The 25,276-nt window shown below is 62.3% G+C and carries 20 protein-coding genes; 7 read left to right on the forward strand and 13 right to left on the reverse strand.

Annotated elements, in window-relative coordinates:
* Positions 1-27 precede the first annotated feature (27 nt).
* The gene (gene lysA, locus GST84_18395) at positions 28-1,266 is read left to right on the forward strand and encodes a diaminopimelate decarboxylase (protein XGB14196.1); all 1,239 of its coding nucleotides are present in this window, start codon (positions 28-30) and stop codon (positions 1,264-1,266) included.
* On the opposite strand, the gene GST84_18400 is transcribed toward lysA, so the two are convergent.
* On the reverse strand, positions 1,256-2,224 hold the full coding sequence (locus GST84_18400) for a LysR family transcriptional regulator (protein XGB14197.1): 969 nt from the start codon (positions 2,222-2,224) through the stop codon (positions 1,256-1,258). The two genes, lysA and GST84_18400, sit on opposite strands and share 11 nt — an antisense overlap.
* 1,491 nt (positions 2,225-3,715) lie before the next feature.
* On the opposite strand from GST84_18400, the gene GST84_18405 reads away from it, so the two are divergent.
* The 4 genes from GST84_18405 (at position 3,716) to GST84_18420 (ending at position 6,690) form a co-directional block, all read left to right on the forward strand.
* Positions 3,716-4,456: a GntR family transcriptional regulator gene (locus GST84_18405; protein XGB14198.1), complete on the forward strand. Its 741-nt coding sequence runs from the start codon at positions 3,716-3,718 to the stop codon at positions 4,454-4,456.
* A gap of 365 nt (positions 4,457-4,821) precedes the next feature.
* Positions 4,822-5,700, forward strand: a complete 879-nt coding sequence (locus tag GST84_18410) for a hypothetical protein (protein ID XGB14199.1) — start codon at positions 4,822-4,824, stop codon at positions 5,698-5,700.
* 132 nt (positions 5,701-5,832) lie between these two features.
* A complete protein-coding gene (gene soxR, locus GST84_18415) occupies positions 5,833-6,312 on the forward strand; it encodes a redox-sensitive transcriptional activator SoxR (GenBank protein ID XGB14200.1) in 480 nt (159 codons plus the stop codon).
* A 129-nt stretch (positions 6,313-6,441) separates the two neighbouring features.
* Entirely contained in the window at positions 6,442-6,690 is a 249-nt protein-coding gene (locus tag GST84_18420; GenBank protein ID XGB14201.1) for a CsbD family protein, read from the forward strand.
* A gap of 52 nt (positions 6,691-6,742) precedes the next feature.
* On the opposite strand, the gene GST84_18425 is transcribed toward GST84_18420, so the two are convergent.
* The 4 genes from GST84_18425 to GST84_18440 all read right to left on the reverse strand — a co-directional run bounded on the left by GST84_18425 (position 6,743) and on the right by GST84_18440 (position 11,943).
* Complete coding sequence (locus GST84_18425; protein XGB14202.1) at positions 6,743-7,996, reverse strand: outer membrane porin, OprD family; 1,254 nt, start codon at positions 7,994-7,996, stop codon at positions 6,743-6,745.
* Positions 7,997-8,063: 67 nt separating this feature from the next.
* Positions 8,064-9,368, reverse strand: a complete 1,305-nt coding sequence (locus tag GST84_18430; GenBank protein ID XGB14203.1) for a TRAP transporter large permease subunit — start codon at positions 9,366-9,368, stop codon at positions 8,064-8,066.
* 114 nt (positions 9,369-9,482) lie between these two features.
* Positions 9,483-10,790, reverse strand: a complete 1,308-nt coding sequence (gene dctA, locus GST84_18435) for a C4-dicarboxylate transporter DctA (protein XGB14204.1) — start codon at positions 10,788-10,790, stop codon at positions 9,483-9,485.
* Between the two features lie 73 nt (positions 10,791-10,863).
* On the reverse strand, positions 10,864-11,943 hold the full coding sequence (locus tag GST84_18440) for a 4-oxalomesaconate tautomerase (protein XGB14205.1): 1,080 nt from the start codon (positions 11,941-11,943) through the stop codon (positions 10,864-10,866).
* A 146-nt stretch (positions 11,944-12,089) separates the two neighbouring features.
* Here GST84_18440 and GST84_18445 point away from each other — a divergent pair, with 146 nt between their 5' ends.
* Entirely contained in the window at positions 12,090-12,983 is an 894-nt protein-coding gene (locus GST84_18445) for a LysR family transcriptional regulator (GenBank protein ID XGB14206.1), read from the forward strand.
* Between the two features lie 57 nt (positions 12,984-13,040).
* Here GST84_18445 and tcuB read toward each other — a convergent pair whose 3' ends face one another.
* The 3 genes from tcuB to GST84_18460 all read right to left on the reverse strand — a co-directional run bounded on the left by tcuB (position 13,041) and on the right by GST84_18460 (position 16,718).
* Positions 13,041-14,219, reverse strand: a complete 1,179-nt coding sequence (gene tcuB / locus GST84_18450) for a tricarballylate utilization 4Fe-4S protein TcuB (protein ID XGB14207.1) — start codon at positions 14,217-14,219, stop codon at positions 13,041-13,043.
* The gene (gene tcuA / locus GST84_18455) at positions 14,200-15,654 is read right to left on the reverse strand and encodes an FAD-dependent tricarballylate dehydrogenase TcuA (protein ID XGB14208.1); all 1,455 of its coding nucleotides are present in this window, start codon (positions 15,652-15,654) and stop codon (positions 14,200-14,202) included. The genes tcuB and tcuA overlap by 20 nt, the downstream gene beginning before the upstream one ends.
* Positions 15,655-15,797: 143 nt before the next feature.
* Complete coding sequence (locus GST84_18460; protein ID XGB15801.1) at positions 15,798-16,718, reverse strand: LysR family transcriptional regulator; 921 nt, start codon at positions 16,716-16,718, stop codon at positions 15,798-15,800.
* A gap of 469 nt (positions 16,719-17,187) precedes the next feature.
* Here GST84_18460 and GST84_18465 point away from each other — a divergent pair, with 469 nt between their 5' ends.
* Positions 17,188-19,311, forward strand: coding sequence for an HAD-IA family hydrolase (locus GST84_18465; protein XGB14209.1), 2,124 nt, complete (start codon positions 17,188-17,190; stop codon positions 19,309-19,311).
* Positions 19,312-19,390: 79 nt separating this feature from the next.
* Here GST84_18465 and GST84_18470 read toward each other — a convergent pair whose 3' ends face one another.
* From GST84_18470 to GST84_18490, 5 genes are read right to left on the reverse strand one after another with little or no spacing between them, the layout of a single operon-like run.
* Positions 19,391-20,575: an acetyl-CoA C-acyltransferase gene (locus GST84_18470; GenBank protein XGB14210.1), complete on the reverse strand. Its 1,185-nt coding sequence runs from the start codon at positions 20,573-20,575 to the stop codon at positions 19,391-19,393.
* Entirely contained in the window at positions 20,572-21,024 is a 453-nt protein-coding gene (locus tag GST84_18475; protein XGB14211.1) for an acyl-CoA thioesterase, read from the reverse strand. The genes GST84_18470 and GST84_18475 overlap by 4 nt, the downstream gene beginning before the upstream one ends.
* Positions 21,024-22,187, reverse strand: a complete 1,164-nt coding sequence (locus GST84_18480) for an iron-containing alcohol dehydrogenase (protein XGB14212.1) — start codon at positions 22,185-22,187, stop codon at positions 21,024-21,026. Before GST84_18480 ends, GST84_18475 begins: the two co-directional genes overlap by 1 nt.
* A gap of 33 nt (positions 22,188-22,220) precedes the next feature.
* On the reverse strand, positions 22,221-23,996 hold the full coding sequence (locus GST84_18485) for an acyl-CoA dehydrogenase (GenBank protein XGB14213.1): 1,776 nt from the start codon (positions 23,994-23,996) through the stop codon (positions 22,221-22,223).
* The gene (locus tag GST84_18490; protein XGB14214.1) at positions 23,993-25,231 is read right to left on the reverse strand and encodes a 3-hydroxyacyl-CoA dehydrogenase; all 1,239 of its coding nucleotides are present in this window, start codon (positions 25,229-25,231) and stop codon (positions 23,993-23,995) included. The genes GST84_18485 and GST84_18490 overlap by 4 nt, the downstream gene beginning before the upstream one ends.
* Positions 25,232-25,276: the final 45 nt, after the last annotated feature.

Here is a 25,276-nt window from a genome sequence, read left to right on the forward strand (position 1 = left end):
GGCCTTCCTTAAACGAGTAACGCCACCATGACCGCACCCTTCACCCTCCTGGCCGAGGCGGTTCGCCAGCACGGCTCGCCGCTATGGGCATACGACACCCGCACCATCGCCGATCGTGTCGAGCAACTGAGCGTATTCGACACTGTACGTTTCGCCCAGAAAGCCAACCCGAACGTGCATGTGCTGCGCCTGATGCGCGCCCATGGTCTGGTGCTGGATGCAGTGTCGCTGGGTGAGATGGAGCGGGCCTTCGCCGCCGGCGCGAGCGTTGACGGTGACCCTGCCGGCGTGGTGCTGACCTGTGACGCACTGGACCGCCCCACCCTGGAGCGAGTGGTGGCCTCGAAGATCGAAGTCAACGCAGGCTCCATCGACATGCTGCGCCAACTGGGTGAACGCTCGCCCGGCCACCGCGTGTGGATCCGCATCAACCCGGGCTTCGGCCATGGCCACAGCCGCAAGACCAACACCGGCGGCGAAAACAGCAAGCACGGCATCTGGCATGAAGAGCTGGACGAGGCGCTGGCGTGCATCAAGGCCCATGGCCTGCACCTGGTGGGCGTGCACATGCATATTGGCTCCGGGGTGGACTACCAGCACCTGGAACAGGTGGCCCGCTCGATGATCGAACTGATCGGCCGCCTGGGCGTGGACATCGAGGCGTTCTCCATTGGCGGCGGGCTTTCCACCCCTTACCGCAGCACCGACAAACCGGTCGACCTGCAGCGCTATGCGCAGACCTGGGCGGTAGCGCGCAAGGAAGTCGAAGCGATGCTTGGCCACCCCGTGCGCATGGAAATCGAGCCAGGGCGTTTCCTGGTGGCCGAGTCGGGCTACCTCGTGGCCGAAGTGCGCGCCGTCAAGCAAGTGGGCCGCAATACCTTCGTCATGATCGACGCCGGCTTCAACGACCTGATGCGCCCGGCGATGTACGGCGCCTACCACGGCATGACCCTGCTTGATGCCAACGGCCAGCCGGTGGACCGCCCACGGCAACCGACTGTGGTGGCCGGGCCGTTGTGTGAATCGGGTGACGTGTTCACTCAGAATGACCAGGAACTGACCCCGCAGGACCTGCCTCAGGCACAGGTGGGCGACCTGCTGGTGATTCACGATGCCGGCGCCTATGGCGCGTCGATGTCGTCGAACTACAACAGCCGGCCGCTGCTGCCGGAGTTTCTGATCGAGGGCGGGGTGTTGCGGATGATCCGCCGGCGGCAGACGGTGCAGGACCTGCTGAGCCTGGAGACCGACATCATCCCGTGACCGCTTCCCGTAGTCCGCCCATGTAGTGCTCCAGGCGACTACGCAGCCAACGCTCGGCCGGGTCGCTGTCAGTGGTGCTCAACCAGACCATGGCCAGCTCCAGTGCAGCAGTCTCGAACGGCAGCGTCTCGGCCTGCAGGTTGCCCCAGCGTTCCATACCCTGTGCGGCATAGTCCGGGCAGCAGGCCAGCAGGTCGGTACCGGCCAGAATCGCCGGTAGCGAACTGAACTGCGGCACCGACAACACCACCTTGCGTTCACGGCCGATGTCTTTCAACCAGTCGTCGACCACACCCTGGGTGTTGGCGGTCGGCGAAACCTGGACATGCGGGCGTTGGCAAAACTCATCCAGAGAAAGCGGCGTGGTGGACTTGTCGGCCCGCACTACCCTGGCCTGCATGGTGCGTAGCACCTTGCGTTTGGCATTGGCGGGCAGGCCCTTGGTCTGGCTGATACCCACCGTCACGTCGCCCGCCGCCAGCAGGTCCGGAATGCGCCAGTAGTCCACATGCTGCACGACCACCACCACGTTTGGCGCCTCCACCCGCAGCGCCCGCAACAGCGGCGGCAACAGGCCCGACTCGACATCATCGGACAAGCCAATGCGGAAGGTCATCTTGCTGGTCAGCGGGTCGAAATCATGGGTCATGCTGAGTGCCACGGACATCGCATCCAAGGCTGGCGTGAGGTACTTGATCACCTCTTCGGCCCTGGCCGAGGGCTCCATGCGGTTGCCCACACGAACCAGCAACGGGTCATTGAACATCGTACGCAACCTGGCCAGCGCCGCGCTGACCGTGGGCTGGGCGACGAACAGCTTCTCCGCGGCGCGGGTGAGGTTGCGTTCCTGCATCAGCGCTTCGAACACCACCATCAGGTTGATATCGGCTTTGCGCAGTTCGTTGCGGTTCATGGGTGCTCTCGGGCCGTGCTTGTTGTGTGGGTTCAATTTCAGCATCAAGAAGCATCCTAGCCGAATCGAAACCTGCACTGCACGCTACGCAATCGCCATCGCCCCGTACTGAGCGACCGGGGTGATCTTCGGCTCTCTTCTCTTCCGCGCCCCTGCCGTGCACCGCCCAGGCGTTGACTCGCGAAGCGGTCATTCATGATGCCGACACTTTTTGGCCGCCATTCGCGCAGTGCGATGAATGGCGGGTTGGGTGGTCGGCGGGGGGATCGGGTCAGGGCCAGCAGGGGGCTTGCCAGAACCTGTTTGGCGCCTGGGAGATCGAGCGCCGCCTGTATGGCGGTAGAGGTGCGTCGCCTGTGAGATCGAGCGCCGCCCGCGCGGCGCATCGCGAGCTGCGCTCGCTCCTACGTTTGTTTCGGGCCAGTTATTCCTGGGGGATTTGCGCGCGAACGCTTTGGCGCTTGGCGCGATATTGCGTCGTACAAACAAAACGGTCGCGCGCGTCTGCCACAGGCGTTATTGGCCAGAAACAAACGTAGGAGCGAGCGCAGCTCGCGATGCGCCGCGCGGGCGGCGCTCGATTTCTGCCACCCCCTAAAACCCACGGCAAACACACCCGGCCATTGCGCAACGTCATGCCAGGCGGTGTGGCCTTGAAGGTATGGCGGTAGAGGTGCGTCGCCTGGGAGATCGAGCGCCGCCTGTATGGCGGTAGAGGTGCGTCGCCCGGGAGATCGAGCGCCGCCTGTATGGCGGTAGAGGTGCGTCGCCTGGGAGATCGAGCGCCGCCCGCGCGGCGCATCGCGAGCTGCGCTCGCTCCTACGTTTGTTTCGGGCCAGTCATTCCTGTGGGATTTGTGCGCGAACGCCTTGGCGCTTGGCACGATATTGCGTCGTACAAACAAGGCGGTCGCGCGCGCCTGTCACAGGCGTTACTGGCCAGAAACAAACGTAGGAGCGAGCATAGCTCGCGATGCGCCGCGCGGGCGGCGCTCGATTTCTGCCACCCCCTAAAACCCACGGCAAACACACCCGGCCATTGCGCAACGTCATGCCAGGCGGTGTGGCCTTGAAGGTATGGCGGTAGAGGTGCGTCGCCTGGGAGACCGAGCGCCGCCTGTATGGCGGTAGAGGTGCGTCGCCTGGGAGATCGAGCGCCGCCTGTATGGCGGTAGAGGTGCGTCGCCTGGGAGATCGAGCGCCGCCCGCGCGGCGCATCGCGAGCTGCGCTCGCTCCTACGTTTGTTTCGGGCCAATCATTCCTGTGGGATTTGCGCGCGTACGCCTTGGCGCAGGGCTCGATATCGCGTCGTACAAACACGGCGGTCGCGCGCGCCTGTCACAGGCGTCACTGGCCAGAAACAAACGTAGGAGCGAGTGCAGCTCGCGATGCGCCGCGCGGGCGGCGCTCGATCTCCCAGGCGCCAAACAGGTTCTGGCAAGCCCCTGGGTGGCCCTGCTCGACAGGCTGGAACGTTCGGCATTCGGCCGCTGTTACACTGTCAACCGATGAAATAGGCGAGCCAGAGCAAAGGTATGAACCCAACGCGCTACTCCACCGTGGCAAAGGACTTGATGCAAGCCATTGCCAGCGGCCGCTACCCGGTGGGCAGCCTGCTGCCGACCGAATTCGAGCTGTGCGACCTTTATAATGTGAGCCGGCACACGGTGCGTGCCGCTATCAACCAGTTGCTCACCCAAGGGCTGGTGTCGCGGCGCAAGCGGGTGGGCACTCGCGTGGAGGCCAGCAGCCCGCGCGGCGGCTATTCGCAATCGTCGGCCTGCGTGGCTGACCTGGCGCACCTGGCAGACACCCAGCAGCGGGAAATCCAGAGCGTGCGCCACTTTGTCGCCGACCTGAACGAGGCGGCGCGGCTGGGGCTGGTGCCGGGGGAGCATTACTTCTGCGTGTCGAGCATCCGCGTCGACCGGCAGCACCCTGCCGCGCCGCTTTGCTGGACCGACGTGTATGCGCCGCGCGACTATACCGAGGTCATTGACCTGGCCCGCGAGCACCCTGACCGGCTGATTGCCGGGTTGATCGAACAGCACTATGGCCGGTCAATCGCAGTGGTCGACCAGCAAGTGCGCGCGGTTTTGCTGACAGCGGAAATGGCCAAGGCGCTGAAGGCCGAAGCAGGCTCGCCGGGGTTGAACATCATCCGCCATTACCGCGAGGAGAATGGTGATTTGATGGCGGTTTCCGAGACCGTGCACCCGGATGACCGCTTTACCTTGGTCACCCAGATGCGCCGCGACCAGATACTGAAGGGGTAAAGTGAGAAAATTACGACATTGTTAAACTGCAATCACCTGACAGTTTTATCAGTGTCGAACCTGTGACAGGTGAGGCACACTCATACCTCGTTCAGTTCGGGCTCATCAAGACCATGCCTACAGATACTGGCTCTACGCATATATCAAAACGCATGCCAAGCAACTACTTGCCCTATGGCTATCGAAACGCCGAAAAGCAGCCGATCGGAATGTGAGGCTACAGTGGCGAGCCTCTATCTACCGGCAGCGAAACGCGTATCCCCTGAAGTGTTGCAGCCTGAATGACCTGATACTTTTATCAGCTTAAGCCTGTGCACTTCATAACACACTGATGCCAAGTGCCAGATCTGACGGATCTCAGAGATATGTCAACGCATAAAACTTCGACATCACGCAAAAAACACGATCCGGCCACTGCAGCCTGTTCGAAAAGCCAGGCCCATGACCAACATGGCGCCGCACGGACACCCACGGGCCCAACAAAAGGCCAGCCACGAAACTACACACCCTATGGGTTTCGAAACACCAAAGCGGAGCCGACCGGAGCGGTGGGGTTCAATGGTGAATTTTACGCTTCTGCGCTGGAAGGCTATGCACTCGGAAATGGGTACCGAATATTCATCCCACGCTTGATGCGATTCATCAGCCCAGACAACCAGAGCCCTTTCCTCAAAGGCGGCATCAATGCCTATGCCTACTGCCTGAACGACCCTATCAACGCACAAGACCCTAGCGGAAAAAATGCAATCAATAAATTTTTCCAGGCAGCCATTCAGATAGGCAGGAATTATAGAAAACAATTCAAACCCTCCAATACGGCACACCTGCTTTCGAACAACCAAGCCAAACACCTTCAAACCGAACTCAAGAATGCCAAAAAATTAATAAGCGAGGACATCGTAGACATCCATATCATCAACAACAAAAATAACGCCCAAAAAATCAGTCCATCACTCATTTACAAATACACACTCATAAATGAAGGAGACGAAACCACCCTGATCGTCTTCGGCGCCTCTACTGACCCCCTCTTGAATACTCACGCCAGCGGCGCTGAAATGTGGAATTTCAATGCCAGCAACAACGTCAGCGCTGCAGGTTATATCGCCTATAAGAATGGGGTATTCACTGTCGACGACTGGTCCGGCCACTATCAGCCTGAGCACTGGCGCACGGCGCTCGTAAAAGCCTACCTGGAAGGGTTGGGCTATGAGGTGAGAACTGTGCGCCGTGGCTTTGGGTAGCGTGCCCAACCACTGAAAGATGATGGGGCAAAGGCGAATGCCTTCATGCAATACCCCGATGCCCCGGAAAAACGGTTGCGGCGCCGACCGGGCCGGCTTATAAAAGCTCAACTTAACTTTAGGTCGACTCGTATGGCAGCGGACAACACACGGATGCTCACAGTGGGTGAAGTGGCCAAGCGCAGCGGCGTGGCGGTGTCTGCGCTGCACTTCTACGAAACCAAAGGGCTGATCGCCAGCGTCCGCACAGCAGGCAACCAGCGCCGCTATCCCTCGCTGGTGCTGCGTACCCTGGCGATCATCAAGGTGGCCCAGCGCACGGGTATTGCGCTTGAGGAAATCAAACAGGCACTCAGCCGTTATGCCCCCAACAGCAAGCTCACGGCAGCACAATGGAGCGAGATGTCCACGGCCTGGCGCGAAGACCTGAATGCCCGCATTCGCACACTGGAGGCACTGCGCGACAGCCTGGACAACTGCATTGGCTGCGGTTGCCTGTCGCTTGAAGACTGCCCGCTGCGCAACCCCGAAGATGTGCTGGCCAAGGAAGGAACCGGGGCGCGGATACTCGAGAAGAAGGCCCGCCAGGCTGCAGACTTGCCCAGTACGTAACGGTCAAAATGCTCGATAAGCCCGCCTGCTTGTCTTCGACCTTGCTTGCGTTGGAACCATTGCGACGCGCCACCGCCCTAAGCCTGTGTTGTTGACACTCAGTCGCTCACAGGAAGGAACACAAACATCATGAAACGTGAACAGATCGAAGGTGTTGCTGAAAACCTCGCAGGCAAGGCGCAGAGCGCTGTAGGCCGACTGGTCGAAGATCCGGCGCTGGAGGCCGAAGGCGATGGGCGTCAGGCCGCAGGTCAGTTGACCAAGTCCTATGGTGACACGCTGGACACGGTGTCTTCATTCGTCAAGGAAAAGCCTTTCGCCGCAATGGCCATCACAGCCGCTGTCACACTCGTGGTCTCTCGCCTGCTGCGCCGCTGAGCGGGGCACCGCAAGCAAGGCCTGGGCCGGGTATGTGACCCGGCCCGCGCCATCACCAGATGGCGATATCGTAGGTAAGGTACAAGCGGTTGCTGTCGCGCCCGCGAGCGAAATCCGAACGATAGACATAGTTGCGCAGTTTCACGCCCAGACCTTTCATTGGCCCGCCCTGCACCACGTAGGCAATCTCGGCGTCACGCTCCCATTCTTTGATGCCCTCGCCACCTGAGCGGCCATTGTCGCCACTCAGGTAGCGCGTCATGAAGGTCAGCCCCGGCACGCCGGCGGCCGCGAAGTTGTAGGCGTAGCTGGCCATCCAGGTTTTCTCTTCCTCCTCGATGAACTTGCCGATGCCGACGTTGCTGAACGAATAAACGGTCGCACCGCTGATATACGGCAAACCGGCATCTCCATCGAGCACCTGATAACCGGCCCCCAGGGTATGGCCGGAATGCGCATACGCCACCTGGCCACTGAACATCTGGTTGTCGATGCCGCCGCCATAGGCCGCCCCGCTGTCGCGGCTTTTGAAGTAGCGCAGGTCCGTGGTCAGAACCCCGCCAGCCAGCGGCAGGTCATGCACCAGCCCGGCAAAATCCTGGCGATAGAAGTGCTCCAGCTGGCCATGGTACACACTCAGGCGCAGTTGTTTGCTGACGGCATAGTCGGCACCGGCAAAGCTGAAGTCACCCGACTTGCCGCCCCCATAGCCATCCAGATAAATGCCAGTGCTGTTGGACGAGTCACGCTGCTTGAAACGGTCAAGGTGCCCGGCCGTCAGGGTCAGCCCGTCGATATCCGTGCTGGTCAGCTGAGTGCCCTGATAGGTCTGTGGCAGCACCCGCGCATCGTTGTAGACCAGCACCGGTGTCTTGGGCAGCAAGGTGCCGTGCTTGACCACGGTGCTGCCCAGGCGGGCTTTGGCCGTGACCCCGGCACTGGCGAACTCATCCGCCGCACGGCCATCGTCGTGCACCGGCAACAGCCCGGTACCGCTGCGCCCGCGCCCGGAATCAAGGCGTACGCCCAGCAGGCCCAGTGCATCGAGCCCCACACCCAAAGTACCTTGGGTGAAACCTGACTGGTAGTCGAGCAGAAAGCCCTGAGCCCATTCCACCCGTTCGCTTTTGGCCGTGGCGGCAGCGCGGGCACTCATACCCTGCTCGTCACGGAAATTCTCGTTGAAATACACGTTGCGCAACTGCAGCTTGAGCTTGCTGTCATCGACAAAACCGGAAGCGCCGGCAACAGGCAGCCAGCCGCAAAGCAGGCCTAAGGTGGCCCCACGGAACACAACTCGGGACATGATCGGTACTCTATTGTTGTTTTCGGAGTGAGCGGAGGTCGGGGCGCCTGGCGGCGCCCGATAATGCCTAAACGAAGAAGGACAAGGCACCCGTGAGCAACGCCAGTGCTGTGATCACCAGCGAGGTGAGCACGGCCCATTTCACCGTGGCCTTCTGGAAGTCGCCGATATCCCGGTCGACCATGCCCACCAGCAGCAAGGTGGAGGCCACCAGCGGGCTCATCAGGTGCACAGGCTGCCCCAGCACCGAGGCGCGGGCAATTTCCACCGGGTCGATACCATACGCGGCAGCGGCGTTCGCCAGGATCGGCACAACGCCGAAGTAGTAGGCGTCGTTGGACAGCACGAAAGTCAGCGGCATGCTGGTCAGCGCCACCACCAACGGGAACCAGTGGCTCCAGGCTGCCGGAATCCAGTCCACCAGGGTCTGCGCCAGTGCGTCAACCATCTTGGTGCCCGAGAAAATACCGGCAAATATGCCTGCGGCGAATACCAGCAGCACCACGGTCATGGCGTTACCCGAATGGGCGAGAATGCGTTCTTTCTGCACATTCAGCTGCGGGTAGTTGATCATCAGCGCGGCGACGAAACCGATCATGAACAGGACGGCTGCGTGCATCAGCCCCAGCACCAGCGCAGTCATGACGACAATCACCAACACTAGGTTCACATAGGCCAGGCGCGGGCGCTTGTGCGGGTTGTCGCCAAGGATTTCCTTGATGTAGCAGTTGCCTCCACCAGACTCCAGGGCAATATTGCCGATACGCCGACGCTCTGCACGGCCAAGCAGATAAGCGGTGAATACGACCCACACCGCCCCGCCGATGACGGTGGGCAACATCGGAATGAAGTACTCGGTCGCATCCAGACCAAGCGCGGCAATGGCGCGGGTGGCGGGGCCGCCCCACGGGCTCATGCCGCTCATGATGCTCAATGACAGCATCGATACGGTAGCCAGGATCATCGGGTTCATGCCGATGCGCTTGTAAAGCGGCAGCATGGCGGCACAGGTAATCATGTAAGTCGTGGTGCCATCACCGTCCAGCGCAACCAGCAGCGACAGCAGGGCGGTGCCGATAGCGATCTTTATCGGGTCGCCATTCACCCGCTTGAGAATCTTGCGGATCAACGGGTCGAACAGGCCGGCGTCGATCATCAGGCCGAAGAACAGGATGGCGAACAGCAGCAGCGCGGCAGACGGTGCGACCATTTTCAGCCCATCGAGCATCATCTTGCCCAGGTCTGGCGCGAAACCGCCAATAAGGGCGAAAACAATCGGCACGATGGTCAGCGCGACGATCGGGGACAGGCGTTTACTCATGATCAGGTAGGTGAAGGTCACCACCATGATCAGGCCCAGAAGTGCGAGCATGGTTTGTTCTCTTGTTTTTATTGTCTATGTGGCCACCTGCAGCGCAGACGGCCCCCTGACCCCCACCCGGCAACGCCTGATGGGGGCCTGTGAAAAGCTAGAGGGTGTCGGGGCTCAGCCGTGGCGGCGCGGTTCGGCGACCCAGTCGGCTGTTTCAGCGACGGGGCTGACCACCGGCTCGCCGTTCAGGCGGCTGTGCAGTGTCTGGCGGTCACAGGCATTTTCCGACAGCGAAACCACCACCGTAGCCACTGCATTGCTGGCAAGACTCGTCAGCGCACGGGCCTCCGACATGAAGCGGTCGACCCCGATCAACAGGGCCAGGCCGGCCAGGGGAATGTCGTGGATCACAGTAAGAGTCGAGGCCAAGGCCACGAAACCGCTGCCGGTAACGCCTGCCGCGCCCTTGGAGGACAGCAGCATGATCGCCAGCATGGTGACCACCTGGCCCAGGCTCAGGTCGATGTTGCAGGCCTGCGCGATGAACACGGCTGCCAACGACAGATAGATGGCAGTACCGTCCAGGTTGAACGAGTAGCCAGTGGGCAGCACCAGGCCAACCACGCCTTTTTTGCACCCAAGCTTCTCGAGTTTCTCGAGCATTCGCGGCAGCACCGGCTCGGTTGAAGAAGTCCCCAGCACCACAAGGAACTCTTCGCGGAAATAGCGCAGCAGCTTCCACAGGCTGAAGCCATGGGCCCGGCAGATGCCACCGAGCACCACCAGCACGAAGAACGCGCAGGCGATGTACAACGTCCCCACCAGCTTGGCCAGCGAGCCAAGGGACGTAATGCCGTACTGGCCAACGGTGAATGCCAGTGCGCCGAAAGCGCCGACCGGGGCAAAGCGCATCAGGTAGCCGAAGATGCGGAACACCATGGTCGAAGCCGACTCCAGCACGTCCAGTACCGGCTTGCCCTTTTCGCCCATCGACGAGAGGGCGAAACCGCTGAGTACGGCGATGAACAGGACCGGCAAGACCTCACCCTTGTTGAAGGCACCGATGAAGGTGTCCGGGATGATGTGCATGAAGAAGTCCACCACGCTCAGCTTGGCAGCCGAGGCGGTGTACTGGCTCAGGCCCGCCGTACTCAGGGTAGCGGGATCGATGTTCATGCCGACACCTGGCTTGAACAGATAGACCGCTGCCAGTCCGATCACCAGGCTGACCACCGTCAGGCCCAGGAACAGCAGCAGGGTCTTGCTCATCAAGCGTCCCAGGGAACGTTTGTCAGTCATGCCGGCGATGCCGGTGACGATGGTGCAGAACACCACCGGCGCGATCATCATCTTGATCAGTTTGATGAACGCATCACCCAGCGGCTTGAGGGCCACGGCCTGTTGCGCCCAGAAGTGTCCGACCACCACGCCCAGCAGGACGGCGCAGAGAATCTGGAAATACAGCGATTTGGCGAGTCTCATGAGGCATCACCCATTGTTGAAATTGTGCGGATGCGCTTGTTACGAATGTGCAGGTCTGGATCAGCGCCTGGAGCTACCCGGCCAACCTGCGGAATGTAGGGGCGTAGACGAACCCTGAGAAGAGCCGCCGGGCGGTTCGCACCACCGAAGCCTGGATCGTCTTGCCATCGGCACCGCTGCGCGTCAGCGCAACATCGATGCCGCCACTTGGATGCTCCAGGCGGACCTCGGCCAGTTGCTGTGCACCTTCGCCCAACAGGTCGGCAATCACGGTGCCAGGGCTGACGCAGGCAGTCGCCAGCCCCACCGCGCCAGTGATCGCCAAGGCACGATGGCAGTTGTGCGGCATGAAATAGCGAACCTGCAGCGTGCCGTCGTAGCGCGGCTTGGACACCAGCACTGGCTTGGGGATGACCATGCCACTGACATCGCCCAGGCCCATGGCCTTTCCGGCCTTCAGCCGCAACGCTTCCAGGCGTTTGAGCAGCGCGCTGTCGGCGTCCAGCTGAGCAGGGGTTTCCGAGCCACTGACCCCCAATTGGCTAGCCTCTACCACCATCATCGGCATGGCCATGTCGATGCAGGTCACCGGCACGCCATCAATCACGTCCTGGGCCTTGCCCGTGGGGAACAGCTTGCCGGTCTTGCTGCCGACCGCGTCGAGGAAGGTCAGGTGCACCGGGGCGGCAGTGCCCGGAACCCCATCGATCGCCGTGCGGCCTTCGTAGCGCACGATCCCGCCGGGCGTTTCGACCAGCGAATTGACGAAAGTGCCGGTGTTCAGGTTGCGAATGCGCACCAAGGTCTTGCCTTCCTGGCCTTTTACCAACCCCTGTTCGATGGCGAATGGCCCAACAGCACACAGCATGTTGCCGCAGTTGGGGGCCGTATCGACCCGGCGCTGTGCGACCATGACCTGCACGAACAGGTAGTCGACGTCAGCGTCGGCGTGCAGTGACGGGCTGATGATTGCCACCTTGCTGGTCTGCGGGCTGCCGCCACCGATACCGTCGATTTCCAGCTCATGGCCAGAGCCCATGAGGTTGATCAGCAACTCGTCGCGCTCGACCACATTGGCAGGCAGGTCCCAGGCGTGAAAGAACGGCCCTTTGGAGGTACCGCCGCGCATGAGTACGCAAGGAATTCGTTGCATGATTTCGCACTCTTGTTGATCAATGGACATCATTGATGCTGTGGGCAAAAGAGTGACAGGGATGGATAAATCAATCCAATGCAAATATCGTAGCGATTATTGCCTTTCACAAAATAATTCCTCTTTGAACGGGCCAAGGCTTTTATATGGAATATGAGCTTCAAGACATCCGATCTTTCGTGAAAATCGCCGAACTCGGCAGCTTCCACGAAGCCGCCGAAGCACTGCATCTCTCCCAGCCAGCGCTAAGCCGGCGCATAAAGAAGCTGGAGGAAGGCCTAGGTACCTCCTTGCTCGAGCGCACCACCCGTCGCGTCAGCCTGACCAGCGTCGGGCGCGACTTTTTGCCCAAAGCCAGACGGTTACTGGACGACTTCGAAGACTCCATTCTCAGCATCCGCGAACTGGCAGAACGACAAACCGGCCAGGTCACCCTTGCCTGCATCCCCACGGCAGCGTTCTACTTCCTGCCGTCGGTGATCCGCGACTACAACGAGCAGTACCCGAAAATCCGTATTCGCCTGCTCGATCTAAGCGCCAACGACGGGCTTGAAGCGGTGCTGCGGGGTGAGGCTGACTTCGGCATCAACATGATGAGCGGGCAACACCCGGACATCGAGTTCGTCTCGCTGGTGCAGGAACACTTCGTCCTGGCCTGCCGGCGCGACCACAAACTGGCAGGCCGTGACGCCGTCACCTGGACCGAGCTTGCCGATTACCGCCTGATCGGCGTAGGCCGACTGAGCGGCAATCGCATGCTGCTCGACCACGCGCTATCCGGGCTCAACTTGCGCCCCAAGTGGTTTTACGAGGTACAACACCTCTCGACCTCGCTCGGCATGGTGGAGGCCGGCCTGGGGGTATCGGCCATGCCCAGCCTGGCCATGCCCAACGCCGACCATCCGACCCTGGTCAGTGTTCCGTTGATCGAACCCCAGGTCACCCGAACACTCGGCCTGGTTTACCGACGCGGCGCCTCGCTTTCGCCTGCAGCTGAAAAATTCGTGTCGATCCTGCTGGAGAAATGGCCCAATCGTTGACTGGGCGTGCCCGTCAGACCGCCGACATCCACCCTGTGCTGCTGCCGCGCCCATCAATCAGTCGCTGCCCAGGCCGAGTGTGTCGGGGCGGCGCTTTTCAAGCGCGAACTTCAGCAGCGCTGCGCTGCGGAACAGGCCGTGGGCGAACTTGCCGTAAGGCAACGTGATGAACAGCGCCATGACCGTGCCCAGGTGAACGGCCAACAGCACCGCCATGGCCCCGGTATCCCTCAGGCCCAACAGGGCGAGCCCGGAGAGACTGATCAACAGCAGGAGCAGGATGAAGGCCCTGTCCATTGGCCGCTGCCTGGGGTCGCCCTGTTCCGGCGCTCGGCGCAGGTTCAGCACAAGCAGCCCGGCGGGGCCAATGACCAGGCCGATCCCCCCGACCGTACCCAGCAGCACAGGCAGGCTCAGCACGGGGTAAGGCGCCTGAAGGTCGAGTACGTAGTGATATGCCGTGGCGACCAAGGTAGCCGCGAAGCACAGCAAGAATCCGTAGAAGGTCAAGTGGTGGAAACGGCGCCGCCACAGGGTGTAGCGATCATCCTCGTTGTTACAGCCCTGGCCATGCCCTCCGTCGAGGTACTTCAAGGTCAGCACAGCTGTTGAAGCTTCAAGGATTGCCCCGTCAACAGGCGGAGCCTGAGGTTCGGCCGGCGAAATGCTGCGCCAGAACCGCCTTATCGCCACCGCCAGCGCGACACCGCTCAGGCAAAAGACACTGCCGAACAACAGCGCCAGCATGTTGTGTGGAAAAACCGCATAGAAGTCGCCGCCCAGGCGACCAGGCAACAGGGTTCCGTTGACCTGCAAGGCCAGTAGCAAGAACAGCGACAAGGCAATCGCCAGCGCAGTGACCACATAGGTGCCATTGTGCCGGTAAAGACGGCCGAACGCGGCCGGCCAGGCATAGTCAGCGTACGTCTGGCCACGGACCTTGGCCATGGCCTGAGGCACGTTGACAGCAAACTCATGAGGCGCGGCATACTGGCAGGCATGCAAGCAGGCGCCGCAGTTATGGCACAGGTTGGCCAGGTAATGGATATCCGCCTTGGCAAATGTCAGCCTTCGGGTCATGGCCGGAAACACGGCGCAGAAGCCTTCGCAGTAGCGACAGGCATTGCAGATGCGCATCTGCCGGTCGACTTCCGTTTCATCCATGTTCAATACCGGAATCAGTTCGGCCCGGCCCGCCGGGTCATACGTGTGGGGTTCAGGCAATTGCGCGGTCATGACAGGCCTCGTTTGGGGATGAAATACGTGCAGCAGCAGCCGCGGAATGGGTGCCGGCGATACGGCCGAAGGCGGTGCCTATGGACATGCCGACGCCAGCGGTGTAGCCCTTGCCCAGCACGTTGCCCGCCATCATTTCGCCCGCAACGAACAGGTTCGGGCTGCGCCGGCCAGCGAAATGAACGGCAGCGGTCTCATCCGTGCGTAGCCCCAGGTAGGTGAAAGTCACCCCTGGACGCAACGGATAGCCATAGAATGGTGGCGTATCGATCGGTCGTGCCCAGTGGCTCTTGACCGGTGTCACGCCTTGCGTGTGGCAGTTGTCCAGCCGGGTATGATCGAAGCTGCCCGCCTGACACGCCCGGTTGTAGGCGTGAACCGTGTCAAGGAAGGTCGCTACCGGAAGGCCCAGAAGCTGCGCCAGTTCTTCCAGGGTATTGGCCGTGATACCCCCGAAAACCGGCGGCATGAACCGCCCCAACGCTTTCTGGTCGATGATGGAGAACCCCACCTGCCCCGGCTGATGGGCTACCAACCTGCCCCAGATCGCATAGCGCTTGGGCCAGAAGTCCTCCCCTTCATCATAGAAGCGCAAGCCTTCACGGTTGACCACCACACCCAGCGAAACGCAATCGATACGCGTGCAGATACCGCCGTCGTACAAGGGCGCGCGGGCGTCTATGGCTACCATGTGCGCCTGGGTCGGGTCACCGATAGAATCGGCCCCCAGATCGATCATCCGTCGCAGCAGTACACCGTCGTTGAAGCGGGTGCCACGGACCAGAAAATTGTCCGCTGGCCACTCACCGCGTTCGTTCTGCCCCCACGCCTCGCGCAACCAGCTTCTGTTCGACTCGAAGCCTCCAGCCGCCAGCACACAGGCTCGCGCCTGGATGCGTTCGGCCGGCAAGCGGCGCCCTGCGACATCACGCGCCGGTACATGGGCCGCAACGAAACGGTCGCCGTCCAGCTCGATATCGCACACTGGCGTGTCATAGCGAACCTCAACACCCAACCGCTCGGCACTACGGAAATAGGCATTGACCAGTGCCTTGCCACCGCCCATGAAAAAGGCGTTGGTGCGCGCCGTGTGCAACGCGCCAGAGAGCGACGGCTGAAAATGCACGCCATGGTGCCGCATCCAGTCCCGGCAATTGGCCGAAGCCCTGATCACCAGCCGCGCCAGTTTCTCGTCGGTTTGCCCGCCCGTGACCTTGAGCAGGTCTTGCCAGAATTCCTCTTCCGGGTACGCGTCAACCAGTACATCCTGCGGCGCATCGTGCATGCATCGCAGGTTGCGAGTGTGTTGAGAGTTGCCACCACGCCATTCACGCGGCGCGGCCTCCAGCAGCAGCACACTGGCCCCCGCCTCGCGGGCCATCAGCGCCGAGCAAAGGGCAGCATTCCCGCCGCCAATGACAAGCACATCGATCATTTTGCCTCCAGGTCTCGAGGAGCCAGAACGTTCGGGGTGCTCCTCGCGGACCACGGACTCTAGTGAGACCTGGCAGGTGACGAAACGCGATTACCGAAGGTAGGTGTTCAGTTTTTCTAAAGGCTGATGGCGCCCAGGCGGCCTCAGAGCAGGCGCGCCCCGGGCCATTGGCCGCAGGCAACCCGCTCGCGCGCGACCTCATGCAACACGACCCGGGTCGCAAGCGCAGCAGGCGAAAGCTCATCCTCACTCAGGCTCACCACCAGATTGCGGCGCTGCGCCTGGGCATCGTCGATGGCGAATACGCGCATGCCTGCTTGCGTTGCCCGGGCTACTGCCGCACCGGGCTGCAGGGTGGCGGCGTGGCCCGCCGCTACGCAATCCAAGAGCAATGACAGGCCATCGACCTCCATGACGATGTTGGCTTCCAGCCCCGCCCTGGCCAGGATTGCCTGTAACGTGGCGCGCAAGCCATGCTGACTGCTCGGCATCACCAGCGGCAACGTCGCGATCTGCTGCAACGTCAGCGATTCGCCCCAGCCACTTTGCACCAATGCCAGCGGAACCAGCGCGAACAGCCGTTCCTGCAAAAGCGGACGCACATCCAGGCGCGCCCCCGCGTCGGGCTGGAACAACACAGCCAGGTCCAGGTGCCGGGCGTTAAGCTGACTGACCAGATAGCCCGACAGCATTTCCACCAGGTGCAAGTGGATGTCCGGATAGCGCTGGCGCATGCGGTCGATAAGGGCAAGGCCCAGGACCGATGCCGTAGTCGGGGCAAGGCCGACACTTACATACCCGCTCATGCGTCCACTCTGCGCGGCAAGCATGGCGTGTTCGGCCTGACGCAGCGCCAGCCGGGCATGGTACTCGAACGCCAGACCAGCCGCCGTCGGGACGACGCCGGTACTCGAGCGCGTCAACAGCCGGGTGCTGAGCTCGTTTTCCAGCTTCGACAGTTGCTGACTCAGGGCGGAGGCGCCCACGCCAAGCTCGAGCGCGGCCCTGCCAAGGCTGCCGTGCTCCAACACACTTAAAAAGTAGCGAAACTGGCGTAACTCCACATTGACCTCTCGATGCCCCTGCCTTGCCCGCATTGTACGCAGGAACGGCAAGGTCATGGGGGAGCCTTGCTGACAGCTCGAGTCATTGCTCGGCTCGGTAACGACAGCCTTGTCCTTGCATCGGGTTGCGCATACGTGCAAGGCTAAAAAGGGATCACCCATGACGAAAAGGAAGCAAAGCACCTCATGCTTGGAATCACACGTATCCATCGCTATTTGCGCCCACTGCCTGCGAAACCGACCGCAGCCAGTGGGCGTGACCTCAAGGCCAAACGCGCCACCCGCCTCGCCTCGAAGGTTGCCAACCTTCTCTGCACCCCCCGCTCCGCCCCGCCTTACCTCTGTGTCACCCCTGAGCGTCCCGCTGTCAAACGTGTGCCCCCGACCTGACTGCCTCCTCTGCAGCTCACACACCGTACTCGCCTGTTGCAGGCGGAGTGCCTGACGCAACGACAAGGGGCAACAGCCAATGCTTTTCTTTCACGGTAAACACATTTTCAGCGCCATCTTCGACATGGATGGCACCCTCTTCGACACCGAGCGCCTGCGCTTCAAGACACTCAAACAAGCGTCTCTGGAAATCTTCGGCAAAGCGCTGAGCGAGCACACCCTGATTGGCTCGCTGGGCCTGAGCGCAAAGAAGGCCGAGGCCCTTGCCAAGGCGCATAACGGCGACGACTTCCCGTACGCCGAAATCCGCCAACGCGCCGATGAACTTGAACTGGAGTACGTGCGCAATCACGGCGTACCGATCAAGGCCGGCCTGCTGGAGGTGCTGGAGCGCCTGCGCAAGTCGGGCCTGACCATGGCGGTGGCCACCTCCAGCCGCCGTGCCATCGCCGAGGAATACCTGATCAACGCCAACGTGCTGAAGTACTTCGACATCACCGTTTGTGGCGATGAAGTCAGCCAAGGCAAACCACACCCCGAGATTTTCCTGAAAGCCGCCCGCGCGCTCAATTGCGAGCCAGACCAGTGCTTCATGGTCGAGGACTCGGAAAACGGCATGCTGTCGGCGATGCGCGCCGAAGGGCAGGCGATCCTGATCGAGGACATCAAGCCGCCTGCGCCGGAAATCAAGGCGGGCGCGCTCAAAGCCTACCGCAGCATGCATGAATTTCTCGCCGACCTGAGCGAGTGCGTACCCGACCTGGGCATGCCTGCATTGAGTGAGCCGTTCCCGGCCTCGATGAACCAGTTCAGCGTGGGCATTCATGGTTTCGGCGCCATCGGCGGCGGTTACCTGACACAGGTATTTTCCCATTGGGACGGCTACACCCGACCGCGTGAAATCATTGCCGCAACCCGCTCACGCATGCTGCGCGAAAGCGTCAGCGCCTTTGGCCGCTACAGCGTACGCTACGGCGCCACGTCGTTCGACCAGACCATCGACAACGTGCGCATGATCGACATGGACGATGACGACGCGGTCATCAGCATGTACACCACTGCCGAAATCATCGGCCTGAGCCTGCCCGAGCAGGCCATCAGAAGCCAGGCCAGGGTGATCGCCCAAGGCCTGCTGCAACGCTTCGAGCGCCGAGGCCGCGAGCTGACTCTGCTGATCGTGCTGAACAAGGTTGGCGGTGCGGCGTTCGTGCGTCGTCACGTGCAAGCCGAGCTGGCGTTACTGTGCCCGCCTGCGATCAGCGAGCAGGTTATGCAAAAGACCCATTTCGCCGAAACGGTGGTCAGCCGCATCGTGTCCAAACTGGGCAATGACGCACTGGTACGGCAACTGCGCATCAAGTCGCAGATGTTCCAGAACAGCCTGGAAGACGAGCCTGCAAGCACGCGCAAACCTTCAGCGCCGCTACCAGAGTACGAACGGCTGATCGGCCACTTCAGGCCCTTTGCGCAGCCCAGCAGCGCCATGAGCCAGCTGCATCTGGTGCTGTTCAACAGCGAAGCCGACATGCCGCTTTACGCCGAGCGCGGCAGCGATTTGCTCGAACGCCTGCGCCAGGTGAAGACAGTGCCAGACATTGCCCAGATCCAGATCATCAAGAACCGCCTGTGGAACGGCCCGCACGCCATCGTGGCCTGGTACGCCAGCCTGCTGGGCCATGCCTGGGTCGGCCAGGGCATGGGCGATGCGCGGGTGAGTGAACTGGCCGAGCGCCTGATTCGCCAGGAGGTCGCGCCCGCACTGGTGGCCGAATACCCACAGATGGCCGAGGTGGTCAGCCGCTTTGCCGAGGCATTCCTCGAACGCTGCAAAACCTCGTTCAAAGACCCGTGCGCCCGGGTAGGCCGCGACCCCTTGCGCAAGCTGCAACGCAATGAACGCATCCTCAGCAGCATCGACCTTGCCCGCAAGCACGGTATTGCAACCCCGGCCCTGGCGTTTGGCGCAGGGCTCGCCATTCACCACGCCCTGAACGGCAGCGACAGCAAAGACCTGGAAAGCCAGGCAATCAGGCGGGTTTACCTCGACAACCAGGAAAGCGTCGAAGCCGTGCTTACCCATGCCAACAAACCGTTCCCCGGGTTGTGCCCCGTCAAGGACGCGGAACTGATCGCTGCCATCAGTGAAGGTTTCCGCCAATTGCCGCAGCCGGCTTCGCGTCACGCGATTGCTGTAGGCTCATAACCAGCCCTGGCCGGGACACTGTGGACGCTGGCTGCGCCTGCGTCCCGGTCAGCGCCATGGGCTGGCCTTGGGTACCGGCCTAAAGCACTTCGAACAGGCCTGCTGCGCCCATGCCGCCGCCCACGCACATTGTCACGACCACGTACTTCACCTTACGTCGCTTGCCCTCCAGCAAGGCATGGCCGACCATCCGCGCGCCGCTCATGCCATAGGGGTGGCCGATAGCAATGGCGCCGCCATTGACGTTCAGCTTCGCCGGGTCGATCTGCAACTGCTGGGCGCAATACAGCACCTGGCAGGCGAACGCCTCGTTCAGCTCCCATAGCCCGATATCGTCTACCGTCAGGCCCTGCTGGCGCAGTAGCTTGGGCACCGCCAATACCGGGCCGATGCCCATTTCCTCGGGGGCAAGGCCAGCTACAGCGATACCGCGGTAAAGCCCCAGGGCTGCAGTACCCGAGCGCGCCGCCAGCGCACCGTCCATCAGCACGCAGGCACTGGCGCCATCGGACAACTGACTGGCATTACCGGCCGTGACACAACCGCCTTCGACCACGGGCTTGAGCCCCTGAAGGTCGGCCAGGGTCGTCGCCGGTCGGTTCCCTTCGTCCTGGGTCAGGCGCACCTCTTCATGGCTGACAACACCTGTCAGCTTGTCCACCACCTTCTTGCGTGCGATCACCGGCACGATTTCAGCGGCGAACAGCCCTGCCGCCTGCGCCGCTGCCGTGCGCTGCTGAGACTGCAGGGCGTAGGCATCCTGCGCTTCGCGGCTTATGCCATAACGCCGGGCCACCCGTTCGGCCGTTTGCAACATCGGCATGTAGGCGTGCTCGCTCAGGCGCAGCACTGCGGGGTCGTAAGCCTCACTGGCCAGCTGGTTGTGCACCTGCTGCACCAGGCTGATCTGCTCCTGGCCTGCGCCAATGGTCACCTGCATGCCATCAACCATTATCTGCTTCGCCGCCGTGGCAATGGCCATCAGGCCTGAAGCGCACTGGCGGTCGACGGTCTGACCGCTGACCGATTGGGGCAGGCCGGCGGCCAGCGCCGACAGCCGCCCCGGGTTGATCGCGGCAGTGCCGCTCTGCATGGCAGTCCCCAGCACCAGGTCATCGACCTGCGCCGGTTCGATGCCAGCACGTTCTACTGCGGCGCGGATAGCGACAGCCGTCATGCTGGGGGTTTTCAGGTCGTTGAAGGCGCCACGCATGGCTTTGCCGATAGGGGTGCGAGCAGTGGCGACGATCACGGCATCTTTCATGATGGCTGTTCCTCAGGGGATAGGGGCTGCAGTTCGCTCAACACATGCCGCAGGCAGTCAGGCACCGGCACCGGACGCCGCCCTTCGCGGTCGACGAATACATGGACGAAGCGGCCGGTGGCACAGGCCAGTGGCTGGCCGGCGAGGAACACCGCCAACTGATAGTGCACTGAGGTGTTACCCAACCGGCTCACCGCAAGGCCCACTTCGATGTCATGCGGGAAGGCCACCGGCGCCTGGTAGTCGCAGGCGGAGCTGACCACCAGCGCGATCACCCTCCCCTGGTCGATATCCAACCCACCCTCCTGCACCAGCAGGCGGTTCACGGCGCTGTCGAAAAAGCTGTAATAGACCACGTTGTTCACGTGGCCATAGACATCGTTGTCGTGCCACCGAGTGGTTATGGGCGTGTAGTGCCGATAGTGTTCACGTCGCCGGAGGTGGTTCATCAGTAGGCTGCCTCATAGATGGCCAGCGCATCGGCCTGGGTGACTTCACGCGGGTTATTGACCAAAAGGCGTTGCTGTTGCATCGCGTCTTCGGCCAGCTGGCCAAGCCGATGACCCGGTACATCAGCGTCGCGCAGGCGGTCAGGTAACCCGCAGCGGCTACTTAGCGCAGCCAGCTCGGCCACGAATTGTTCTGCCTGCTGGCGCTGATCGCCCGGCTGCAAACGGGCCCCCAGCAGCGGCACGGCCAGCTCGGCGTAGTCCACTGCCGCCACCGGCAGGTTGAAGCGCAGCACATGCGGCAACACCAGCGCGTTGGCCAGGCCATGGGGAATATGAAAATGCCCACCCAGCGGATAGGCCAGGGCATGCACCGCCGCCACCGGTGCATTGGCAAAGGCCTGGCCGGCCAGGCATGCTCCCAGCAGCATGGCCTGGCGGGCCTGCAGGTTGCCGCCGTTGTGCACAGCCTGGTCAAGGTTATCCGCCAGCAGCCGCAGCGCCTCACGGGCCAGCAGGCTGGACAGCGGGTTACGTTTGAGGCGGCTGGTATAGGCTTCGATGGCATGCACCATGGCGTCGATACCGGTAGCAGCAGTGACCGCCGATGGCAGGCCGAGGGTACAGACGGCGTCGAGCACTGCCAGGTCCGGCAACAGCAGCGGCGAAACAATGCCCATTTTGGTGGTAGCACCGGTGGTGACGATGGCGATCGGTGTCACCTCCGAACCGGTACCTGCCGTGGTGGGCACCTGGATCAACGGAAGCCGGCGGCCCTTGGCCTTGTCAATGCCATACAGCTCGGCGATCGGCTGTGAACAGTCGCGGTGGGCCAGCAGTGCAACCAGCTTGGCCACATCCATCGAACTGCCGCCGCCGAACCCTACCACCAGGTCGGCACCAATATGCCGGGCGCGCTGGACGGCCGCCAGCACGCATGCTTCGCTAGGGTCGGCCGTAACCTCACTGAAGATCGCCACGCCGACCTTGGCTGCCGTGAACCCCGGCAGCAGGTCATCAAGCATGCCAAGACGGGCGATACCCGGGTCACTGACGATCAAAACACGCTTGGCACCGCGCTCACGGCACAGACCTGCAAGGCGCTGCACCGCGCCGGCTTCGCAGAGGATCTGCGCAGTGGTGGCAAAGCTGAAAGGCTGCATCACACTCTCCTTGTCAATGTGGTTTGCCGTGCGCTAGAACGCGAAATCGCTCTCTGGTAGCGCCATCAGACAATCCGCGCCGCCCAGCAGGGCCTCGCGATGAGCGGTGGCGCGGGGCAGCAGCCGCCGCCAGTAGAACGTCGCAGCGTGAAGCTTGGCCCTGTAGAAGGCTGTTTCCGTGCTGCCGGCGGCAAGCGTTGCTTGAGCATGCACAGCCGCTTGCAACCACATCGCCGCCAACAGCACGTAGGCCGAGTAGGCAAGAAAATCAACCGACACTGCCCCTGACTCCTGGGGGTCGCGTTGACAGGCCTCGACCACATGGGCAGACAAGGCGCGCCACTCCTCCAAACGTTGCCCCACGGACGTCGCCATGGTCTGCAGGCCGCCGAGCGCATTGGCAGCCCCGACGTGCAGCACCATTTCGTCGATCAGCAGATTGAGCTCGGCCCCGCCGTCCCCCAGTAGCTTGCGGCGTATCAGGTCAAGGGCCTGTATGCCGTTGGTGCCTTCATAAAGCTGGGTGATGCGGCTATCGCGCATCAACTGCTCCATGCCCCACTCGCGGATGTAGCCGTGGCCGCCATACAACTGCACCCCAAGGCTGGCGACCTCCTGACCGACGTCGGTGAAGAACGCCTTGACGATAGGGATCAGCAACGCCGCCCGCCGGGCTGCCGCCTGGCGCGCCGGTGCACTTTTCGCAGCGTGCTCCAGGTCCAGTTGCCGAGCGGTGTAGATGCCCAGCATGCGACAACCCTCGGTAAGGGTCTTCTGGGTCAACAGCATGCGCCGCACGTCTGGATGGACGATAATCGGATCGGCAGGCTTTTCCGCTGCCACCGGCCCGGCAAGCGAGCGCGACTGCAGACGCTCCCGGGCATAGGCCAGCCCCCCCTGAAAAGCAGCCTCGGCAATACCAAGCCCCTGCAGGCCGACCTGGAAGCGGGCATCGTTCATCATGGTGAACATGCAGGCCAGGCCTTGGTTGGCCTCCCCCACCAGCCAGCCTTGGGCACCGTCGAAATTCATCACGCAGGTCGAAGCACCCTTGATGCCCATCTTGTGCTCCAGCGCCCCGCAGCACAGCGCATTGCGCTCGCCACCGGGCAGCAGCTTGGGCACCAGGAACAGGCTGATGCCCCTGACACCGGCCGGCGCATCAGGCAGGCGCGCGAGTACCAGATGAACGATGTTGTCGGTCAGGTCCTGCTCGCCACCGCTGATGAATATCTTGCTGCCGGTAATGCGGTAGCTGCCGTCCGCTTCCGGCTGGGCGCGGGTACGCAGCAAAGCCAGGTCGGTGCCGGCCTGCGGCTCGGTCAGGCACATGGTACCGGCCCACTCGCCACTGACCATCCGGCTCAGGTAGGCCTGCTTGAGTGCCTCGCTGCCATGGCGATGCAACGCCAGGACCGCGCCCTCGGTCAGGCCGGAGTAGATGCGGAACGACAACGATGCCGCCATCAGCATTTCATGGAAGCTGGCCGATGCCATCTGCGGCAAACCCTGGCCACCATAGGCCTGCGGCCCGGTCATACTGGCCCAGCCATGTTCGACGTATTGCCGATAGGCCTCCCGCATGCCGTCCGGGGTGGTGACCTCGCCGCCAACCCACTTGCAGCCCTGTTCGTCACTGTTGCGATTGAGCGGTGCGATGATTTGGCCTGTGAAACGTGCGGCCTCCTCAAGGATACCGTCGAGGGTGTCGCGGTCCAGTTCGATACCTAGCTGCTGGCAATGTCCGGCCAGATCGAACAGTTCATGCAGCACGAAACGCATGTCGCGAAGGGGCGCCTGGTAGTTCATGCCCGAACCTCCCCACGCGGTTCGAAACGCTTGCCACCGGCCACCAGCGAATAGAACAACCCTGCCGGGCGCCAATGCTCGCCAAGCACGCCCTGCAGGTATTCCAGCCGGGCCAGGATAAACGGCGCCCCCTGCTCGTCAGCCCAGCGCATGGGCCCGCCAGTGGCAGCCGGAAAGCCATAGCCGTGAAGCCAGACCCGGTCGATGTCGGCGCTGCTGGCGGCGATACCTTCCTGGAGAACCTTCGCCCCTTCGTTGACCAGTGCCAGCAGGCAGCGCTCGAGGATTTCCTCGGCACTGATACCCCGGCGTCGATAGCCAAGCTTCTGGGACACCTGCAGCACCAGAGCGTCGACCTGCGGGTCATGCTCGGCCTGTCGGCTGCCGGGTGCATAGCGGTAATAGCCTTGCGCGGTTTTCTGCCCGAGGCGGCCGAGTTCGCACAGCGCGTTATCGACCTGCACCAGCGGGTCGTGCATGCCTTGCCCGGCCAGCTGCCGGGCGCGCCACTCCAGGTCGATGCCCACCACGTCGTACATGCGGAAGGGCCCCATGGCGAAGCCAAACTGCTGCAGTACCGCATCCACCTGGTGTGGCAAAGCCCCTTCAAGCAGCAACTTGCGTGCTTCGCCCACATAGCTGCGCAACATGCGATTGCCAATGAACCCTGGGCAGTTGCCTGCCACTATCGCCACCTTGCCCATGCGCTCGCCCAGCGCTTTGGCGGCCTCGAGTACCTTCTGATCAGTGTGCGCCCCACGCACGATTTCGAGCAGCTTCATGACATGCGCGGGGCTGAAGAAATGCAGCCCAAGGACCTGGGACGGTCGCTGGGTGACGGCGGCAATCGCGTCGATGTCCAGCGCCGAGGTGTTGCTGGCCAGGATCGCACGTGGCTTGAGGTGTGCATCCAGTGCACGGAAGATTTCCTGCTTGAGCGCCAGGTTTTCATACACCGCTTCAATCACCAGGTCGGCCTCCGCCAACGCCGGATAGCCGTCCACGACCTGCACACGCGCCAGGCAGGCTTCGGCCTGGGCCTGGGTGATGCGCTGCTTGTCCACCTGCTGGGCCCAGGCTTGGCTGACCATGCCCAGCCCTGCTTCGAGCGCTGCCGCGTTGCAGTCCAGCCACAGCACCGACAGCCCGGCGTTGGCCAGGCTGATGACGATGCCGCGGCCCATGGTGCCTGCACCTATCACAGCCACCTGATTGATCGGGAAGGGAGTATTCACGCGCAACGCTCCTGCTTTCTTGTAGGTATGAGGACTGTGATCACC

It is taken from the genome of Pseudomonas putida, from assembly GCA_041879295.1.
Taxonomy (GTDB): Bacteria; Pseudomonadota; Gammaproteobacteria; order Pseudomonadales; family Pseudomonadaceae; genus Aquipseudomonas; species Aquipseudomonas putida_Y.

Excerpts from the sequence above, each read along its gene's own strand:
- lysA (XGB14196.1), top strand. The coding sequence starts at position 28 with ATGACCGCACCCTTCACCCTCCTGGCCGAGGCGGTTCGCCAGCACGGC.
- GST84_18400 (XGB14197.1), bottom strand. The coding sequence starts at position 2,224 with ATGCTGAAATTGAACCCACACAACAAGCACGGCCCGAGAGCACCCATG.
- GST84_18405 (XGB14198.1), top strand. The coding sequence starts at position 3,716 with ATGAACCCAACGCGCTACTCCACCGTGGCAAAGGACTTGATGCAAGCC.
- GST84_18410 (XGB14199.1), top strand. The coding sequence starts at position 4,822 with ATGTCAACGCATAAAACTTCGACATCACGCAAAAAACACGATCCGGCC.
- soxR (XGB14200.1), top strand. The coding sequence starts at position 5,833 with ATGGCAGCGGACAACACACGGATGCTCACAGTGGGTGAAGTGGCCAAG.
- GST84_18420 (XGB14201.1), top strand. The coding sequence starts at position 6,442 with ATGAAACGTGAACAGATCGAAGGTGTTGCTGAAAACCTCGCAGGCAAG.
- GST84_18425 (XGB14202.1), bottom strand. The coding sequence starts at position 7,996 with ATGTCCCGAGTTGTGTTCCGTGGGGCCACCTTAGGCCTGCTTTGCGGC.
- GST84_18430 (XGB14203.1), bottom strand. The coding sequence starts at position 9,368 with ATGCTCGCACTTCTGGGCCTGATCATGGTGGTGACCTTCACCTACCTG.
- dctA (XGB14204.1), bottom strand. The coding sequence starts at position 10,790 with ATGAGACTCGCCAAATCGCTGTATTTCCAGATTCTCTGCGCCGTCCTG.
- GST84_18440 (XGB14205.1), bottom strand. The coding sequence starts at position 11,943 with ATGCAACGAATTCCTTGCGTACTCATGCGCGGCGGTACCTCCAAAGGG.
- GST84_18445 (XGB14206.1), top strand. The coding sequence starts at position 12,090 with ATGGAATATGAGCTTCAAGACATCCGATCTTTCGTGAAAATCGCCGAA.
- tcuB (XGB14207.1), bottom strand. The coding sequence starts at position 14,219 with ATGACCGCGCAATTGCCTGAACCCCACACGTATGACCCGGCGGGCCGG.
- tcuA (XGB14208.1), bottom strand. The coding sequence starts at position 15,654 with ATGATCGATGTGCTTGTCATTGGCGGCGGGAATGCTGCCCTTTGCTCG.
- GST84_18465 (XGB14209.1), top strand. The coding sequence starts at position 17,188 with ATGCTTTTCTTTCACGGTAAACACATTTTCAGCGCCATCTTCGACATG.
- GST84_18470 (XGB14210.1), bottom strand. The coding sequence starts at position 20,575 with ATGAAAGATGCCGTGATCGTCGCCACTGCTCGCACCCCTATCGGCAAA.
- GST84_18475 (XGB14211.1), bottom strand. The coding sequence starts at position 21,024 with ATGAACCACCTCCGGCGACGTGAACACTATCGGCACTACACGCCCATA.
- GST84_18480 (XGB14212.1), bottom strand. The coding sequence starts at position 22,187 with ATGCAGCCTTTCAGCTTTGCCACCACTGCGCAGATCCTCTGCGAAGCC.
- GST84_18485 (XGB14213.1), bottom strand. The coding sequence starts at position 23,996 with ATGAACTACCAGGCGCCCCTTCGCGACATGCGTTTCGTGCTGCATGAA.